This is a genomic window from Streptomyces sp. NBC_00207 (genome assembly GCF_045160965.1).
In the GTDB taxonomy this organism is placed as follows: Bacteria; Actinomycetota; Actinomycetes; order Streptomycetales; family Streptomycetaceae; genus Streptomyces.
Genome location: NZ_CP130715.1, coordinates 1,684,889 through 1,702,111, shown reverse-complemented (window position 1 = coordinate 1,702,111; position 17,223 = coordinate 1,684,889). Strand labels below are relative to the sequence as shown.

Sequence of the window (17,223 nt, the reverse complement as noted above, 5' to 3'; positions counted from 1 at the left end):
GATGCGATCGAGTACGCCGGACATCTGCATGAACGCGCCGCAGTCCTCGGTGGCTTCGACCAGGCTACGGGCATGGCCTCATCGTGCCGGGGTGAAGCCGCCCCAGACCGAGAGGGCGCCGCGCGGACCGTTGGCGTCGACGCGGTAGCCGTCGTGCTTGGCCTCGCGTTCGCCGGCGGCGTGGTTGTACTGGCCGGCGAAGACGTGTTGTCCGGCCGGGACCGTACGGCCCGGCTTGAGGATCCAGCAGTAGACCACCGCTTCGCCCTCCTGCTGCACGGTGACGGTGAAGTCGTCGGCGGGCAGGGTCCGCCAGCTGCCGGTGCTCTGCACTCCGCCGGTCTGTGTGATGCGCAGTTCCATGGTGAGTGCGCTGAGCGGCTGGGTGGTCTTGAGGGTGATGTTGCTCTGCGCCCAATAAGTGTTGCTGCTCGCGTCCAAGGAGCCGGCCGACGACAGGGGTCCGTCCTGGACGCGCGCGCTGCCGGGCCGAGCCGAGCCCGCGGCGCCTGACGCCGCGGGGCTGGGGCTCGTCGAGGACGAGCGTTCCGGCGCGGTCGGGCCGCCGGTGGTGGGCGCCGACGGCGTCCAGTGGGGAGTCCCGGGCGCGGACGACGCGGACGACGCGGACGACGCGGACGGAGCGGCGGGGGTGGCCGGGATGTCCGGCCGGGCCGGTGGGGCCTGGACGATGGCGGCGACGGCGAAACCACCGACGGCCAGAATGCCGGTCGCGGCGAGGGAGGCGAGCGCGACCCTGGGCCAGGGCCTCGCGCCTGACGACTCGCGTTGGCGAACGGGGGCGCCGGACATGCCGCTTTCCACGCGTGCCAGGATCCGGGCGCGGTCGGGCTGGTGGGCCTCGGCGGCTGTGCGCAGCCGCCCGGTGAGCTCCTCGTTCAACGGTTCCTCCTCCCCGCCAACAGTTCCCCGGCTGCTCCCGTGGTGCCCAGCAGCCGTTCCAGTTCGGCCATCCCCTTCGAGGTCTGGCTCTTCACCGTACCGACCGATATTCCGAGTGCCAGAGCGGTGTCCTTCTCCGACAGGTCGAAGGCGTGCCGCAGGACCACGCATGCCCTCTTCCGGAACGGCAGCCGGGCGAGAGCAGTACGCACGTCCATCACGGCGGCCACGTCCGGACCGTCCGACGGCTCCGCACCGCGGGACCAGAACAGGGCGATCCGGCGGCGCTCGCGCACCGTGCTGCGGATCCGTGACCGTGCCAGGTTGGCGACCACGCCACGGGCGTAGGCGAGTGGGTACTCGGCCTGGCGCAGCCGGTCCCAGCGCCGCCACAGTGCGATCAGGGCGTCCGCGGCCAGATCGTCGGCACCGTCCGCCTCGCCCGTCAGGAGATGGGCGAACCGGGCGAGTTCGGCGTAGTGGCGTTCGAAGAAGTCGTGGAACTCCGCGGACGCGTCATCGAGGACCACGCTGTCGGTCGCCCCTTCCGCAAATGTGTGCGTTAACATCCCGCCGCAGCGTATCAGTGCGGGGCGAACTGGACCCGGGTCGGTTGTGCGACGTTCGGCAGCAGCGCGGCCCTGTCGACCGTCAGTTGCTCTCCGTAGATGTCGGTGATCCTCATCGCGCCCCCGCACCCGCTGCCGTCGGCGGAGAGGAAGTAGTTGTAGTCGGTACGAGGCAGGCTCCGCCAGCCCTTGGTGGTGCGTACCTCCAGCCGTGCGACCGGATTCCGGTGGTCGATCACCTGGATGCCGCACCAGTGGGGGCTGGAACCGGTCTTGTACCGGATGGAGATCGTGCTGGGCGTGTGGGAGCTCAGCAGACTCCAGGTGATCGGGATACGGCCGACCTTGAGATCGGCCAGTTTCGCGAAGGCCTGTTCGCTGAGGTCCAGTTGTCCGGGTGCGCAGGGCAGTGGGCATTCGTTGGTGATCCGGACCGTGATCGAGGCGCCGTTCGCGGCGCGGACGCGTACGTACGCGCCGCACGCCCTGGACGACTCGTAGTCGGCGGTGTTCATCGCCGCGATCATGAGGTCGTTGCTCGGGCCGAACAGGCAGGCGCCGTTGCCGTCGCCGGCAGCGTAGGCGGTGGCGACGCCCTTGTAGGTGGTCCCGGGCTGGATGCGTCCTGCCGAAGGTGCCGTGGTGGTGCTGGTGGATGCCGTCTGAGGGGTTGCCTTCGCCGAGGGCTGTGGCGCCGCGGTGGTCGTACTGGCGGCCACGGTCGGGGTTTCCGCGGCACGCGAGCTCTCCGTCGGCGGCGCGGGGCTCGTCGGGGCCGGGGACGTGGCTCTCACCTGGGTGGCGGCGGGGGCCGCCACGTCGGCCCCGACCTCGGCCTTGGAGCCGGGGAGCATGGCCGTCACCAGGCAGACGAGGACGCCCGCGGCGGTCAGCATCACCGCCGTTCCCGTCATCAGCTTGTGCCTGCGCCTGCGCTGCAGCGCGGCCTGCCGTGCAGTCTGCATGTCCGTCCGTTCGAAGATTCGAGTCGAGGTGCACTGCTTGGTTGCCGCCGAATGCGAAAAGGTTGCCGCCGATTCACACCGGGAACCGGGCGCGGCACACGGTCGGCGCCACGGCTACGGCTGGGGCGGGGCGGGGGAGTGCAGGGAAGGCACGGATGCCGCGCGGAGAGGCTCCGAATGAGTGGCGACAGGCCTTGTTGAACGCCTGTAGGTCGGGAATGCCGACCGACGCGGCGACGGCGGGGACGGAGAGCGTGGTGGTCTGCAGGAATGGTGCGCCCGTTCCATTCGGGGCCCGGATGTAGCCGACGACCGTCTCCCCCGTCGCGGCGAGGAAGAGGCGCGTCAGGTGGTTGTGGGAAACATCGGATTCCGCCGGGATGCCCGGTAGCGTCAGAGGTTCCCCAGCCGCGCCTCGATGAGGGCGACGGCGGCTGCGACCGCCGGATGAACGGCCTGTGTGTTCCGCTCCCTCGGAGGGGCGAGCGGGAGACCCGCCATAGGGCGGCCCACACCTCGGCAGCGGCCCGTGCCGGGGTGTTCGGCCAGGCAGCCGGCGCCTGCTGCAGCTGGGTGGTGAGCAGGGCGAGATCGGGGCCGGCGTCCTGGACCATCGGAACGTTGCGGGGGTTCCACCTGAGCCCAGGCGGAGGTGGACGTAGAGGTGTGAGGAGCGGCCCCGGTAGCGATAACGGACCTCGGCCCGGGGCGGATCGCGTACCCGTGCCGTGCACCGTCAAGTCGGCCTCGTGGTCGTACCGATGGAGCTGCCAAAGATCCGGCAGTGAAAGCACGTCCACTCCGTCGGCTGCTGGAACATCCGCAGGTGGCAGGGGCCCTGCACAGCCTCGTGGGCCCGGAGCCGTGGGTGGACCACCACTTCGGCACGCCCGCGAGCCTCACTGCGGCGACGCGCAGCGGCTGCACGGGGACGCCATCATCGACGTCCGGCCGGACGCCTTCGACGTGCAGTTTATGTACTTTCCGCAGGCGGTGATGCTGGAGAGGGGCGGAACGCTCACCGTGCCGGGCAGCCATCTCCGGCGGATCAACGAGTCCGACACCGGCCGCTATCAGAACCTGCGCGGCCAGGACGGTGGTGCTTCTGCACCACACGCGTTCTTCTTCGAGCGGATCGTCGACGCGCGAGCGGAGCCGCAGGAGACGGGCTCCCGGTGGGCGAGGTACCTCTCCTCGTGCGGGCGGCGGCGCCGAGCCGAGGAGAGGCGAGGTCAGGCTCCGGCTTTGCGCTTGTTGTAGACGTCGAAGCCGACGGCCGTCAGCAGTACCAGACCCTTGATCACCTGCTGGTAGTCGGTACCCACGCCGACCAGCGACATGCCGTTGTTCAGCACGCCCAGCACCAGACCGCCGGTGAGCGCACCGAGGACGGTCCCCACACCGCCGCTCGCGGAGGCGCCGCCGATGAAGGCGGCGGCGATCGCTTCCAACTCGAAGTTGATGCCGGCCTGCGGCGTACCGGCGTTGAGCCGCGCGGCGAAGACCAGCCCGGCCAGGGCCGCGAGGACGCCCATGTTCACGAAGGCGAGGAAGACGACCCGCTTGCTCTTCACCCCGGACAGCCTCGCCGCCGCCTCGTTGCCGCCGATGGCGTAGGTGTGCCGGCCGAGGATCGAGTTGCGCATCACGTATCCGAAGCCGACCAGCAGGACGCCGAGGATCAGCAGGACGATCGGCACCCCGTGGTAGCTGGCCAGCAGCAGCGTGAAGGCCACCACGGCCGCGGTGATCGCGCCGAGCTTCACCAGGAACAGCCCGGCCGGAAGCGGTTCCAGGCCGTACGAGGCGGCCCGCCGCCGTCCGCGCACCTCCTGCAGGATCGCGACGGCCAACACCGAGAACCCCAGCAGGAGGGTGAGGTTGTGGTAGTCGGTCTGGGGGCCGACCGCGGGGAGGAAGCCGCTGCTGATGTTCTGGAAGCCCTTGGGGAACGGAGCCACCGACTGGCCCTGCAGGAGGATCTGGGTCCCACCGCGGAACAGCAGCATGCCGGCCAGGGTGACGATGAACGAGGGGATCCCGAGGTAGGCGATCCAGAAGCCCTGCCAGGCACCGGCGAGAGCCCCGATCAGCAGCGCGACCGCCAGCGCCACGGGCCACGGCATCTTGTGCTCGACCATCATCACCGCCGCGGCCGCCCCGACGAAGGCGGCGAGCGACCCGACCGACAGGTCGATGTGCCCGGCGATGATGACGATCATCATGCCGATGGCCAGGATGAGGATGTAGCCGTTCTGCTGGATCAGGTTGGTGATGTTGAGCGGCTGGAGCAGGATGCCGTCCGTCCAGAACTGGAACAGCAGCACGATCAGCGCCAGCGCGACCAGCATCCCGTACTGGCGCAGGTTGCCGCGCAGCGCCCGGGCCAGTACGGCACCGGCCGACGTTCGTTGGCCGGTCTCCGTTGTGCCGGGCGTGGTGTCTGGGGTGGTCTGGGTCTGGGCCATGCCTCACACCTGCTTGTCGGGGTATGCCGCACTCATGGTCATGAGCCGCATGAGGGATTCCTGGGTGGCGTCAGCGCGGGTCACCTCACCGGTGATCCGGCCTTCGGCCATGGTGTAGATCCGGTCGCACAGGCCCAGGAGTTCGGGGAGTTCGGAGGAGATGACGAGTACCGTCTTGCCCTGGGCGGCGAGTTCGGCGATGACGGTGTAGATCTCCGCCTTGGCGCCGATGTCGATGCCCCGGGTGGGTTCGTCGAGGATCAGCACCTCCGGCCCGGCGAAGATCCACTTGCTGAGGACGACCTTCTGCTGGTTGCCGCCGCTGAGCTTGCCGGTCTCTGCGAACACCGAGGGGGCCTTTATGTTCATGGTCCGCCGGAACGATTCGGCGCTCCGGACCTCCTCGTGCCGGTCGACCCAGCCCCGCCGGGCGACCTTGCCGAGGGCGCTCAGCGAGATGTTCCGGCTGATGTCGTCGCCCAGGTCGAGGCCGAGCTGCTTGCGGTCCTCGGTCACGTACGCGATGCCGTGCCCGATCGCCTCCGGCACCGTCCGGGTACGGATCTCCCGGCCGTGCAGCCGCACCCGGCCCCCGGTCCACCGTCCGTACGAGCGGCCGAAGACGCTCATGGCCAGTTCGGTGCGGCCGGCGCCCATGAGGCCGGCTATGCCGACGATCTCGCCTCGACGGACGTGCAGCGAGGCGCCGTCGACCACCTTCCGCCGGTGGTCGATCGGGTGCTGGACGCTCCAGTCCTCGATTTCGAAGGCGACCTCGCCGATCTCCGGGGCGCGCTCGGGGTAGCGGTGTTCCAGGTCGCGGCCGACCATGCCGCGGATGATCCGCTCCTCGGAGATGCCGTCGGGACCGATCGCGATGGTTTCGATGGTCCGCCCGTCGCGCAGGATGGTGACGGCGTCGGCGACCCGGGCGATCTCGTTCAGTTTGTGCGAGATGAGGATGCAGGAGATGCCCTGGGCCTTGAGTTCGAGGATCAGGTCGAGCAGCTTGCGGCTGTCCTCGTCGTTCAGGGCGGCCGTCGGCTCGTCCAGGATGAGCAGCTTGACCTTTTTGGCGAGCGCCTTGGCGATCTCGACCAACTGCTGTTTGCCGACGCCGAGATCGGCGATCCTGGTGTGGGGGCTCTCGTCGAGTCCGACCTGCCGGATCAGTGCGGCGGCGTGGGTCAGCGTCCGGTGCCAGCTGATGAGGCCCCGGGTGGCGTGTTCGTTGCCGAGGAAGATGTTCTCGGCGATGGACAGGTAGGGCACCAGCGCGAGTTCCTGATGGATGATCACGATGCCGCGCTGCTCGCTGGCCCGGATGTCCTTGAACTGGCAGGGCTCGCCTTCGAAGTAGATCTCGCCCTGGTAGCCGCCGTGCGGGTGGACCCCGCTGAGTACCTTCATCAGTGTGGACTTGCCGGCGCCGTTCTCACCGCAGACGGCGTGGACCTCACCTGCGGCGACGGTCAGGTTGACCTCGGAGAGAGCCTTGACACCGGGGAACGTCTTGCTGATCGACCGCATCTCGAGAACGGGTCGGGCCATGGTCGTGCATCCGTATCGTCGGGGCGGTGCGGTGCCGGGCGGTCTCCCGGGCGTCGCACCGCCGGTTCGGCGTCGCCGGACCCGTCGTTCGGGCCCCGTGGGCTACTTGAGCTGGTCCGCGGTGTACTGGCCGCTGTCCACCAGGACCTTCTGGTAGTTCTCCTTGTCGACGCTGACCGGCTGGAGCAGCTGCGCCGGTACGGTCTTGACGCCGTTGTCATACTGACTGGTGTCGTTGACCTCGGGCTTGCCGCCGGTCAGCAGTGCGTCGCCCATTTGGACCGCGGCCTTGGCCAGTTGGCGGGTGTCCTTGTAGACGGTCTGGGTCTGCTCGCCCGCGATGATCGACTTCACCGAGGCCAGCTCGCCGTCCTGGCCCGTGACGACGGGCAGTGGCTGGCCGGCGCCGTAGCCGACGCCCTTGAGCGAGGAGATGATGCCGATCGAGATGCCGTCGTACGGCGAGAGCACGGCGTCGACGCGGGCGGCGGTGTACGACTTGCTCAGCAGGTTGTCCATCCGGGACTGGGCGAGACCGCCGTCCCAGCGCAGAGTGGCGATCTGGTTGAGGGAGGTCTGGCCGCTCTGCACGACCAGCTTCCTGTCGTCGATGTACGGCTTGAGGACGCTCATCGCGCCGTTGTAGAAGAACGCGGCGTTGTTGTCGTCCGGTGAGCCGGCGAACAGCTCGATGTTGAAGGGGCCCTTGCTGTCCTTGAGACCGAGTTTGTCGACGATGTAACTGCCCTGGAGGACGCCGACCTTGTAGTTGTCGAAGGTCGCGTAGTAGTCGACGTTCTTCGTGCCGCGGATCAGTCGGTCGTAGGAGATGACGGGGACGTGGGCGTCGGCGGCCTTCTGCAGCACGTTGGTGAGCGAGGAACCGTCGATGGCGGCGATCACCAGCAGCTTGGCCCCTTTGGTGATCATGTTCTCCACCTGGGAGACCTGGTTCTCCACGACGTTGTCGCCGTACTGGAGGTCGGTCTTGTAACCCTTGGCCTGGAACTCCTTGACCATGTTGTTGCCGTCGTTGATCCAGCGCTCCGACGACTTGGTCGGCATCGCGATGCCGATGAGGCCCCCTTTGGCCTCTACGCCGGCCCCGCCGTCGCCCGCTCCGTTGGCGCTCTGGCCGCAGGCTGCCAGCGACAGCGTGAGACCCACGGCGACAAGGCCCGCTGAAAGCTTCCGCACACTTCCTCCAGTGATGTTCCGCGACCGGCACAGTGCGACCCGGCTGGGCGACCGGAAGCGTCGAGCAGGGCCGGCCGGGAGTCGTCTTCTCACGCTGTGCGAACTCGGAGTTGCAGCGGCTCCGGCCCGGCGATACCTGAGTGTTAACGCTCACAAGTGTGCCGTCAAGGGTCTGTTCGGATCATCGTTCAGTCTTCAACAATGGCGCAGGCGATCAGCTTGCTGGGCGTGCACCCGGCGACCGCCTGCCGCTGGTCTACTCGAGGACGGAGCTGACGGCATGCTCACATCGCCTTCGTCAAGGGTCGGTAGCGTACCGTGGCCCGGAGTCGAGGAAGGAAGTGCGCGTGGCAAACGACAGCGCCGGGACCGAGCGGCGCCACCCTGTGATGGCGGACGTGGCGAAATTGGCCGGCGTGTCCCACCAGACGGTGTCCCGGGTGCTCAACGGCGCCCCGCATGTGCGGCCCGGCACCCGGGAGCGGGTGCTCGCCGCCATCCGGGAGCTGGACTACCGGCCCAATTCCGCTGCCCGCGCCCTGGTCACCCGCCGCTCGCAAACTCTCGGCGTGGTCAGCTTCGAATCGACCCTGTACGGTCCCGCCTCGATGCTGCACGGAATCGAGCAGGCCGCGCGCAGTGCGGGGTATTTCGTCAGCGTGACAAGTCTGCACTCCCTGGACGGCCGCTCGGTTCAGGAGGCTGTCGACCGACTGCGCGACCAGGGTGTGGAAGGCGTGGTCGTGATCGCGCCCCAGATCTCCGCCGTCAGTGCGGTGGCCAAGCTCTCCAGCTCCGTGCCGGTCGTCGCGGTCGGACCGGGCAGCCAGTCGCGGGTTCCCATGGTCTCGGTGGACAACCGGTCCGGCGCCGAAGCCGCCACCAGGCACCTGCTCGATCTGGGTCACCGCACCGTGCACCACCTGGCCGGCCCGGCCGGCTGGCTGGAGAGCCAGGACCGCCAGGAGGGCTGGCGCGGCGCGCTGGAGGTCGCCGGAGCCCCCGTGCCGCGTGTCGAGCCCGGCGACTGGAGCGCGCGCGCCGGCTATCAGGCGGGCTTGCGGATCGCCGAACTGGACGACGTCACCGCCGTCTTCTGCGCGAACGACCACATGGCGCTCGGCCTGCTGCGCGCCCTGCACGAGGCCGGCCGCTCGATCCCGGGCGACATCAGCGTGGTCGGCTTCGACGACATTCCCGAGGCCGCCTACTTCACCCCGCCCCTGACCACCGTGCGGCAGGACTTCGGCGAGCTCGGCCGCCGGGCCCTGGAACTGCTCGTCGAGGAGCTGGAGGGTGTCGCGCACACCCGTACCCACGTGCGGATTCCGCCCGAGATGGTGCTGCGTCGCAGCGCGGGTCCCACCACCCGCCGTTGAGCCGGCACCGTCGGACCCGAGGCTGACCACCCCGGCGGCCCACGCTCACCGCCGCGTCGGACACACTCAACCGAGGGCTGCGTCGATCCCTTGACAGGGCGGATTGTTAACGCTAACAATCTTCATCCGAGAGATTCCCCCCTTCAACTCCGCTGGAAACAATGCTGGTTGCCGGTGCGAAGGATGAGAAAGTGACCTTGATCCCTGCCGTCCGGGGCTCGGACAGGTACGTCGTCGGCGTCGACTTCGGCACCCTCTCCGGTCGTGCCGTGGTGGTCCGCGTGCATGACGGACAGGAGCTCGCAACCGTCGTCCACGAGTACCCGCACGCCGTCATCGAGCGCGAGTTACCCGGCACCGGGCACCCACTACCGCCCGACTGGGCCCTGCAGCACTCCGAGGACTGGCGCGAGGTCTTGCGCACCGTCGTAACCGCCGCGCTCGCCGTCTCCGGCGTCGATCCCGCCCACGTCATCGGCATCGCCACCGACTTCACCGCCTGCACGGTCCTGCCGGTGCTCGCCGACGGCACCGCGCTCGCCGAGACCACCGAGTGGGCCTCTCACCCGCACGCCTGGCCCAAGCTCTGGAAGCACCACGCGGCCCAGGACCAGGCCGACCGCATCAACGCCCTCGCCCACGCCCGCGGAGAGAAGTGGATCTCCCGCTACGACGGCAGGATCTCCGCCGAGTGGCAGTACGCCAAGGCGCTCCAGGTCCTGGAGGAGGACCCGGCCGTCTATGCCGCCTGCGCGCGGTGGATCGAGGCGGCCGACTGGATCGTCTGGCAGCTCACCGGCGTCGAGAGCCGCAGCGCCTGCACGGCCGGATACGGGGGCGTCTTCCAGGACGGCGGTTACCCGAGCGAGGAGTACCTCGCCGCTCTGCACCCCGGGTTCGCCGACTTCGCCCGCACCCGTCTGGAGCACCCCCTCACCCCGCCCGGCTCCCGGGCCGGCTCGCTCACCGCCCGGGCGGCGAAGTGGACGGGTCTGCCCGAGGGCATCGCGGTGGCCGCCGGCAGCGTCGACGCGCAGGTGGCCGCACCGGCCGCGCGGGCCCTCGAGAACGGCCAGCTCCTCGCCCTCATGGGCACCTCCACCTGCCACGTCGTCAACGGCGCCGCCCTCGCGGACGTCCCCGGCATCCGCGGCGTGGTCGACGACGGCATCGTCACCGGCTCCTACCGCTACGTGGCGGGTCAGAGTGCCGTGGGCGACATCCTCGCCTGGTGGCTGCGCCAGGGCCTCCCGGCCCACTACCTCGCCGAGGCCGAGGCGGTAGGTGAGGACCTGCACGAGCTCCTCAGCCGCAAGGCCGCCGCCCAGCCCGTGGGTGGGCACGGCCTGGTGGCGCTCGACTGGATGAACGGCAACCGCTCCACCCTGGTCGACCACCGCCTCTCCGGCGTGATCGTCGGCCTCGGACTCCACACCCGCCCCGAGGAGATCTACCGCGCCCTGCTGGAGGCCACCGCCTTCGGTACCCGCGTCATCGTCGAGGCCCTGGAGCAGGGCGGTGTCCCCGTCACCGAGTTCATCGTCACCGGTGGCCTGAAGAAGAACGCCCTGCTGATGCAGATCTACGCCGGCGTACTGCGCCGTCCCCTCTCGCTCGCCGTATCGGATCAGGGTCCGGCCCTCGGATCGGCGATCCACGCCGCTGTCGCCGCCGGGGCGCACCGCGATGTGCTCCGCGGCCGTGGCCATGGGCCGGGTGCTCCGGGGGGCGTACCAGCCCGACCCCGGCCGAGCCGACGCCTACGACGCGCTGTAAGCCGAGTACCGCGCCCTGTACGACCACTTCGGCACCGGTCCGGACCATCTGCTCCGCCGGCTGCGCCGCATCCGCAACGCCGCCCTGACCGTCGTGATGGCGGTCACGCGCCCTCCTCCGACACCGCCGCACACCGGCCCGGGGGATGTGACCCCGCCCTTTCCGGGCCGATGACGCCCGCCCGTACGGCGGGCGTCGCTCCCCTCCCCGCCGCGTTGAACGGAGTAGTCGCGTGTCGCGAGACGCACTCGTATCCCATGGTGAAGTGACGGTGACCCAGGAGACTGCCGCAGAGCTCCCGGACGGGCGGCGCATCACCCGCTGGACGTTCGGCTCCCCGGAGAGCGTGACGGCGGAGGTGCTCAGTCTGGGAGCCCGCTTGCAGGCCCTGCACACGCCGGACCGGGACGGGCGGTGTGCCAACGTCGTCCTGGGCTGTGAGAGCACGGCGGATCTGTTCGGGGAGGCGGTCTACTTCGGCGCGACGGTCGGCCGCTACGCCAATCGAATCGCCGGCGGAACGCTGCTCCTGGGCGGCACGACGCACCGGCTGGCGACCCAGCAGGGCGGCCACACCCTGCACGGCGGACCGGACGGCTTCGCCACTCGCCTCTGGGACGGCGTGCCGGTCCGCGTGGGCAGGCGGGCCGGCGTCCGTTTCCGCGTGGACAGTCCCGACGGCGACCAGGGATTCCCGGGCGCGCTCAGGGCCGAGGTCACCTACCTGCTCGGCCCCGACGGCGAACTCTCCCTCACTTACCGCGCGACCACGGATGCCCTGACGGTCGTCAACCTCACCAACCACATGTACGTCAACCTGGCCGGCGAGGGCTGTGGGACGGTGCTCGGCCACCTGCTGCGGGTCGAGGCCACCCGTTACACCCCCGTGGACGCAGAACTGATACCGCTCGGTCCGGCCGAGTCCGTCACGGGCACGCCGTTCGACCTCCGCGAGGCCCGGACGATCGGTGCCCGCATCACCGAGGAACACCCGCAGGTCCGCCGGGCCGGCGATGGCTTCGACCACAACTGGGTGCTCGACGGCACCGGGCTCAGGCGGGCCGCCGTCCTGAGCCACCCTGCCAGCGGCCGCCGCGTCGAATGCCTGACGACGGAGCCGGGGCTCCAGGTCTACACCGGAAACCACTTCGACGGCTCGCTGACCGGCCGCTCCGGTCGCCCGTATTTCGCGTACGCGGGCATCGCGCTGGAGACCCAGCACTTTCCGGACTCGCCGAACCGGCCCGAGTACCCCTCCACCCACCTGCGCCCGGGGGAGGAGTACCGCTCGACGACGGTGTACCGCTTCTCGGCCGAGTAGGGAAGGCTGCCCTCGACCGCTGACGCCCGTCCTGGGAAGTTCCGGGTCGTCGCGGAGACGGACGCGGGCAGGTCGTGCCCCGGCGGCCGAAGTGCGGGTGGTCGTACTCGGCCCGGTGGAAGGAGTTGCCGACCCGCGGGACGGTGCTCCCCAGCGGTGGGATGGCGGTGTAGCCGCCCCCTTGCCCGGGACCGGAGACAGCGGCGGTCGGGGAGGCGGGGTAGGAGCCTGCGCAGCCGCGTACAGCAACGCCGCCATCGCCCACACGCATGGTCGAAGCGCTTGCGAATGGTCAGAGCACCCAGCCTGCCGAAGGGTCGTCCACGTGAGTTCCCTGTCCGCGTCCGCAGCAGGTCTGCCTGCTATCCGTGATCCGGCGCTACCGCTGCGCAAGCGTGTCGACGACCTGCTCGAAGGGCTCACGCTCGACGAACGGATCGCGATGCTCCACCAGTACGCACCGGCCGTCCCGCGCCTCGGCGTCGGCTCCTTCCGAACCGGCGGCAAGGTCCTGCACGGGGTCTCCTGGATGGAAGTGGAGACCGTCTTCCCCAAGCCGTCTCGGACGAGCTGCGCCGGTGACCGGAACGGCCCCCGCGCCCCGCGTGGTCGTCAACCGTCGAACTCTGACCGTCGACTTCGACGACCACGCGCACACCACCATCGTCGACGGCACCCGCTCCAGCGGTGACGCAGTGACTCAGGCCGATCCGGCGCGGCCCGCGACGCTTCTCTTCCGCGCCGTCGAACTCTCCGGGGCGGTCCGGGTAGAGGCCGAGGCCGCCCTCGAGAACGCGGGTCCCGGCGAGGTGTGGCCGGAACTCCGGGCCGGTGACCGGCTGCTGGCGGAGGTCGGTGTTCCCGTCACCGGCAACCGCTACACGTGGACGACCGTCGCGGCCGAGCTCGCCGCTCCGCCGGCCGGCGTCCATGACCTGCGGCTGACGCTGCACAGCGCCTCCCGCTTGGCCGCCTTCAGCTTCACCGCGTCCGCGGGACCGACTGAGGCCCGCACCCCCCGAGACCGGCGGCCCGTCCGGGGGGCGGGCCGCCACTCCTCCCCACACCTGTGCCCGTACCTGCAGGGCAAGGCTCCCTGTGGCCGCCGAGCTCCGCTACCTCGTCAGCTCTCCGACCGGAGGAAGCCCCATGCCGCTCACCGACCTCGACGTGGACGAACTCGTCGGCTACCGGCCGGAGTTACCCGAACCGGCCGACTTCGACGCCTTCTGGCGGCGGACCCTTGCCGAAGCCCGGTCGCACGATGCGGCGATCAAGGTGGAACGGGTCACCGCCCAGCACCTGCTGAGCACCGTCGAGGTCGACGACGTGCGCTTCCCCGGCTGGAACGGCGAGCCGGTGGCCGCCTGGCTGCTGCGCCCGCGCAACACGGCCGGACCGCTGCCGGTCATCGTCACCTACATGGGCTACGGCGGCGGTCGAGGACTGCCCACCGACCACCTGTTCTGGTCCGCCGCAGGCTACGCCCAACTCGTCGTCGACAGCCGGGGCCAGGGCCACGACACCCCGGACCGGGGCGTGGGCGACGGTACGCAGTGGGTCGAGGGCTTCATGACCCGCGGCATCGACTCTCCCGACACCTACTACTACCGGCGATTGGTCACCGACTGTGTGCGAGCCGTGGACGCGGTCGCGGAGCTGCCCGGCCTCGACGGCCGTCGGATCGTGGTGGCCGGAGCCAGCCAGGGCGGCGGTCTGGCGCTCGCCGTCGCCGGTCTCGCCGGGGACCGCGTGGCGGCGGCGATGCCGGACGTCCCGTTCCTGTGCCACTTCCGCCGCGCTGCCGCGATCTGCGGCGACGGTCCGTACCAGGAGATCGCCAAGTACCTGCGCTGGCACAGCCGCCGCCGCGTGGAGCCGGCGTTCGCCACCCTCGCCCACTTCGACGGCGTCCACTTCGCCCGGCGTCCACTTCGCCCGGCGCGCCACCGCGCCGACGCTGTTCAGCGTGGGCCTGATGGACCCGGTCTGCCCGCCCTCCACGGTCTACGCCACCTTCAATCAGTACGCGGGGGAGGACCGCAGCATGACCGTGTGGCCGTTCGGCGACCACGGCGGCGGCTGCGGCTCCAACCCACCCGTCCAACTGGCCTGGCTGCGCGAGCGCGGCCAGGCACCGGAGCTCTGACCGCCCTGTACCACCGGACCGGGCAGACCGCTCGAGGGCGGCCCGCGCGCCCGGCCGCTCCACTCACCGAGCCACGCCCCCGAGACCGAGGAGCCCGACAGACCCATGAGGTACCGCCAATGAGCACCCCGGCCTTCCCGGAACTGCCCGCCGGGTTCCGTTTCGGTGCCGCGACCGCCGCCTATCAGATCGAGGGCGCCCACGACGAGGACGGCCGCGGCCCGTCCATCTGGGACACCTTCAGCCACACCTCCGGCCGTACCCTCGCCGGTGCCACGGGCGACACCGCCTGCGACCACTACCACCGCTACGGCGAGGACATCGCCCTGCTGCGCGGGCTCGGCGTCGACGGCTACCGCTTCTCGATCTCCTGGCCCCGCTTGCTGCCCGGGGGCACCGGACCGGTCAACCCCAAGGGCCTGGACTTCTATGACCGCCTGATCGACGGGCTGCTGGCCGCCGGAGTCGCCCCCGCCGTCACCCTCTACCACTGGGATCTGCCCCAGGCGCTGGAGGACCGCGGTGGCTGGCGCGTCAGGGAGACCGCCGAGGCGTTCGCGCAGTACGCGGCTTTCGCGGCCGAGCGCTACGGGGACCGGGTGGAGCGCTGGATCACCCTCAACGAGCCGTACCGCTCCGCCTTCACGGGCTACGCCGAGGGGCGGCACGCACCCGGTGCCGAGGAGGGCCGCGGCGCGCTGGCGGCCGCACACCACCTGCTGGTCGCCCACGGCCTCGCGGTACGGGAGCTGCGCGCCGCGGGCGCCCAGGAGGTCGGGATCACCCTCAACCTCGACCGCATCCATCTCGCCTCCGCCCTCCCCGAGGACCGGGCCGCCCTGCGCCGCGCCAGGGTCCTCCACAACGAGGTCTGGACCGAGCCGCTCCTCGCCGGCCGCTACCCCGCGCACGAGGCCGAGACCTGGGCCGGCCTCGCCGACGGCCCCTGGCGACTGCCGGGCGACCTGGAGCTGATCGGCGTCCCACTGGACTTCCTCGGAATCAACTTCTACCGTCCCGTGACGTTCGCCGCCGCCCCCCACCGCGAGGCCGACCCCGAAATGCGTACCGCCGTGGACGTCGGCGTCACCGAGCTGGACCGGTACAGGGCCCGGCACACCACCATGGGATGGCCCGTCGTCCCGGACGCGCTCACAGAATTGCTCCGCGAACTCCACGCCCGCTACCCGCGGCTTCCGCCGGTCTGGATCACCGAGAACGGCTCCGCGGAGGACGACACCGTCGGCCCCGACGGCCGGGTCCATGACACCGCGCGGATCAACTACCTCGCGGACCATCTCGCCGCCGTCGCCGACGCCATCTCCGCCGGGGTGGACGTGCGCGGCTACTACGTCTGGTCCCTGCTGGACAACTTCGAGTGGGCGCGCGGCTACGGCCAGCGCTTCGGTCTGGTCCACGTCGACTACGACACCCTGACCCGAACGCCCAAGGACAGCTACCACTGGTACCGGGGCCTGATCACCGCGCACCGCGCGCGGGCGGAGGAACCCGGCTGACCGTCGAGTGCTGGTCGCCGGCCGAGGGCGTGAACGGGGTCCGCGTCACCCACCGCGCCGGTTCGGTGCGGCGGGGGCCGGAGTACACGCTGCCCGGGGCGCGACCGGATGTGGGGAAGGTGTACCGGGACGGCGCGGTGGTCGAGCTCGGTGCGGGTGAGCTGTCGCTGCGGGTGGAAACCTCCCGGCGGTTTCCTCGTGCGGAGCCGGGCCGTGGAACGCCGCGGCCCGGCTCATGGGCACACCGGCTCAGCGGGCGCCGAGGAGGTGTTCGAGGGCGAGCTGGTCCAGGCGTTCGAAGGCCATGCCGCGGCGGGCGGCGGCATCGACGTCGAAGTCGTCGAAGGCGGACCTGTCGGCCAGGAGACCGGCCAGGCCGTCCTCGGCGGTGGGAAGGGCGAGTTCGGGCAGACGGGAGGCGGCGAGCGCGGCCTGGGCCTCCGGATCGGCCCGGAAGGCGCGGGAACGCTCGGCCAGGAGCAGGTAGTTGCGCATGCAGGCGGCCGCCGAGGCCCAGACGCCGGCGGAGTCCTCGGTGCGCGGCGGCTTGAAGTCGAAGTGGCGGGGGCCGTCGTAGCCGGCCGATTCCAGCAGGTCGACCAGCCAGAAGGCCTGGCGCAGGTCGCCCGCGCCGAAGCGCAGGTCCTGGTCGTACTTGATGCCGGTCTGGCCGTTGAGGTCGATGTGGAAGAGCTTGCCGTGCCACAGGGCCTGGGCGATGCCGTGCGGGAAGTTCAGCCCGGCCATCTGCTCGTGGCCGACCTCCGGGTTGAGGCCGACCCGCTCGGGCCGGTCCAACTCGTTGATGAAGGCCAGGGCGTGGCCGATGGTGGGCAGCAGGATGTCGCCGCGCGGCTCGTTGGGCTTGGGTTCGATCGCGAAGCGCAGGTCGTAACCCTGGCCGTCGACGTACTCGCCCAGCAGGTCGAAGGCCTCCTTCAGCCGGTCGAGGGCGGTGCGCACGTCCTTGGCCGCGCCCGACTCGGCGCCCTCGCGGCCGCCCCAGGCGACGTAGACCGAGGCGCCGAGTTCCACGGCCAGGTCGATGTTGCGGATCGTCTTGCGCAGCGCGTACCGGCGGACCTCCCGGTCGTTGGCGGTGAAGGCGCCGTCCTTGAACACAGGGTGGGTGAAGAGGTTGGTGGTGGCCATCGGCACCTTCAGCCCGGCCGTGTCGAGTGCGGTGCGGAAGCGCTTGACCGCCTGCTCGCGTGCGGTGTCGCCGGCGGCGAAGGGGATCAGGTCGTCGTCGTGGAACGTGACGCCGTAGGCGCCGAGCTCGGCCAGTCGCTGCACGGTCTCGACCGGGTCGAGGGCGGGTCGGGTGGCGTCGCCGAAGGGGTCCCGGCCCTGCCAGCCGACGGTCCACAGGCCGAAGGTGAACCTGTGCGCGGGAGTGGGGACGAGCGGGTCGCTGGTCATGAGGCG

General features: G+C 70.6%; 12 protein-coding genes and 5 pseudogenes. 9 read left to right on the top strand and 8 right to left on the bottom strand.

The genetic code is table 11. From position 1 onward, the window contains the following. Nucleotides 1–78: 78 nt before the first annotated feature. The 4 genes from OG472_RS08335 to OG472_RS08320 all read right to left on the bottom strand — a co-directional run bounded on the left by OG472_RS08335 (nt 79) and on the right by OG472_RS08320 (nt 2,786). Complete coding sequence (locus tag OG472_RS08335; protein ID WP_405828730.1) at nt 79–903, bottom strand: hypothetical protein; 825 nt, start codon at nt 901–903, stop codon at nt 79–81. After that, the gene (locus OG472_RS08330) at nt 900–1,472 is read right to left on the bottom strand and encodes a SigE family RNA polymerase sigma factor (protein ID WP_405941234.1); all 573 of its coding nucleotides are present in this window, start codon (nt 1,470–1,472) and stop codon (nt 900–902) included. Before OG472_RS08330 ends, OG472_RS08335 begins: the two co-directional genes overlap by 4 nt. 14 nt (nt 1,473–1,486) lie before the next feature. Further along, nucleotides 1,487–2,437 carry an expansin EXLX1 family cellulose-binding protein gene (locus tag OG472_RS08325; RefSeq protein WP_405828727.1) on the bottom strand — a complete coding sequence of 317 codons (951 nt, stop codon included), beginning with the start codon at nt 2,435–2,437 and terminating at the stop codon, nt 1,487–1,489. A 73-nt stretch (nt 2,438–2,510) separates the two neighbouring features. Next, complete coding sequence (locus OG472_RS08320; RefSeq protein WP_401604559.1) at nt 2,511–2,786, bottom strand: hypothetical protein; 276 nt, start codon at nt 2,784–2,786, stop codon at nt 2,511–2,513. A gap of 453 nt (nt 2,787–3,239) precedes the next feature. On the opposite strand from OG472_RS08320, the pseudogene OG472_RS08315 reads away from it, so the two are divergent. Next, nucleotides 3,240–3,529 (top strand): annotated as a pseudogene (locus OG472_RS08315) (phytanoyl-CoA dioxygenase family protein); the annotation flags it as partial. Between the two features lie 140 nt (nt 3,530–3,669). Here the strand turns inward: OG472_RS08315 and mmsB are convergent. The 3 genes from mmsB to chvE all read right to left on the bottom strand — a co-directional run bounded on the left by mmsB (nt 3,670) and on the right by chvE (nt 7,653). Then, nucleotides 3,670–4,905, bottom strand: a complete 1,236-nt coding sequence (gene mmsB / locus OG472_RS08310) for a multiple monosaccharide ABC transporter permease (RefSeq protein WP_401604141.1) — start codon at nt 4,903–4,905, stop codon at nt 3,670–3,672. Nucleotides 4,906–4,908: 3 nt separating this feature from the next. After that, a complete protein-coding gene (gene mmsA / locus OG472_RS08305; protein ID WP_401604138.1) occupies nt 4,909–6,456 on the bottom strand; it encodes a multiple monosaccharide ABC transporter ATP-binding protein in 1,548 nt (515 codons plus the stop codon). 102 nt (nt 6,457–6,558) lie between these two features. Next, nucleotides 6,559–7,653, bottom strand: coding sequence for a multiple monosaccharide ABC transporter substrate-binding protein (chvE, locus tag OG472_RS08300; protein ID WP_405941233.1), 1,095 nt, complete (start codon nt 7,651–7,653; stop codon nt 6,559–6,561). Nucleotides 7,654–8,042: 389 nt separating this feature from the next. Between chvE and OG472_RS08295 the strand changes: the two genes are divergently transcribed. The 8 genes and pseudogenes from OG472_RS08295 to OG472_RS08260 all read left to right on the top strand — a co-directional run bounded on the left by OG472_RS08295 (nt 8,043) and on the right by OG472_RS08260 (nt 15,795). Continuing rightward, on the top strand, nt 8,043–9,032 hold the full coding sequence (locus OG472_RS08295) for a LacI family DNA-binding transcriptional regulator (RefSeq protein ID WP_405943154.1): 990 nt from the start codon (nt 8,043–8,045) through the stop codon (nt 9,030–9,032). Between the two features lie 161 nt (nt 9,033–9,193). Next, nucleotides 9,194–10,982: pseudogene (locus OG472_RS08290) on the top strand (ribulokinase). Between the two features lie 97 nt (nt 10,983–11,079). Next, on the top strand, nt 11,080–12,129 hold the full coding sequence (locus OG472_RS08285) for an aldose epimerase family protein (RefSeq protein ID WP_405941232.1): 1,050 nt from the start codon (nt 11,080–11,082) through the stop codon (nt 12,127–12,129). Nucleotides 12,130–12,463: 334 nt separating this feature from the next. Then, nucleotides 12,464–12,685: pseudogene (locus tag OG472_RS08280) on the top strand (hypothetical protein); the annotation flags it as partial. A gap of 22 nt (nt 12,686–12,707) precedes the next feature. Next, nucleotides 12,708–13,103: pseudogene (locus OG472_RS08275) on the top strand (carbohydrate-binding protein); the annotation flags it as partial. A 175-nt stretch (nt 13,104–13,278) separates the two neighbouring features. Then, nucleotides 13,279–14,001, top strand: a pseudogene (locus OG472_RS08270) (acetylxylan esterase); the annotation flags it as partial. 106 nt (nt 14,002–14,107) lie between these two features. Then, complete coding sequence (locus OG472_RS08265) at nt 14,108–14,278, top strand: acetylxylan esterase (RefSeq protein ID WP_405943153.1); 171 nt, start codon at nt 14,108–14,110, stop codon at nt 14,276–14,278. Between the two features lie 119 nt (nt 14,279–14,397). Continuing rightward, a complete protein-coding gene (locus OG472_RS08260; protein ID WP_405943152.1) occupies nt 14,398–15,795 on the top strand; it encodes a GH1 family beta-glucosidase in 1,398 nt (465 codons plus the stop codon). Between the two features lie 249 nt (nt 15,796–16,044). On the opposite strand, the gene xylA is transcribed toward OG472_RS08260, so the two are convergent. After that, nucleotides 16,045–17,217 (bottom strand): xylose isomerase, encoded by a 1,173-nt coding sequence (gene xylA / locus OG472_RS08255; protein ID WP_405828721.1) that lies wholly within the window; start codon nt 17,215–17,217, stop codon nt 16,045–16,047. Between the last annotated feature and the right edge of the window lie 6 nt (nt 17,218–17,223).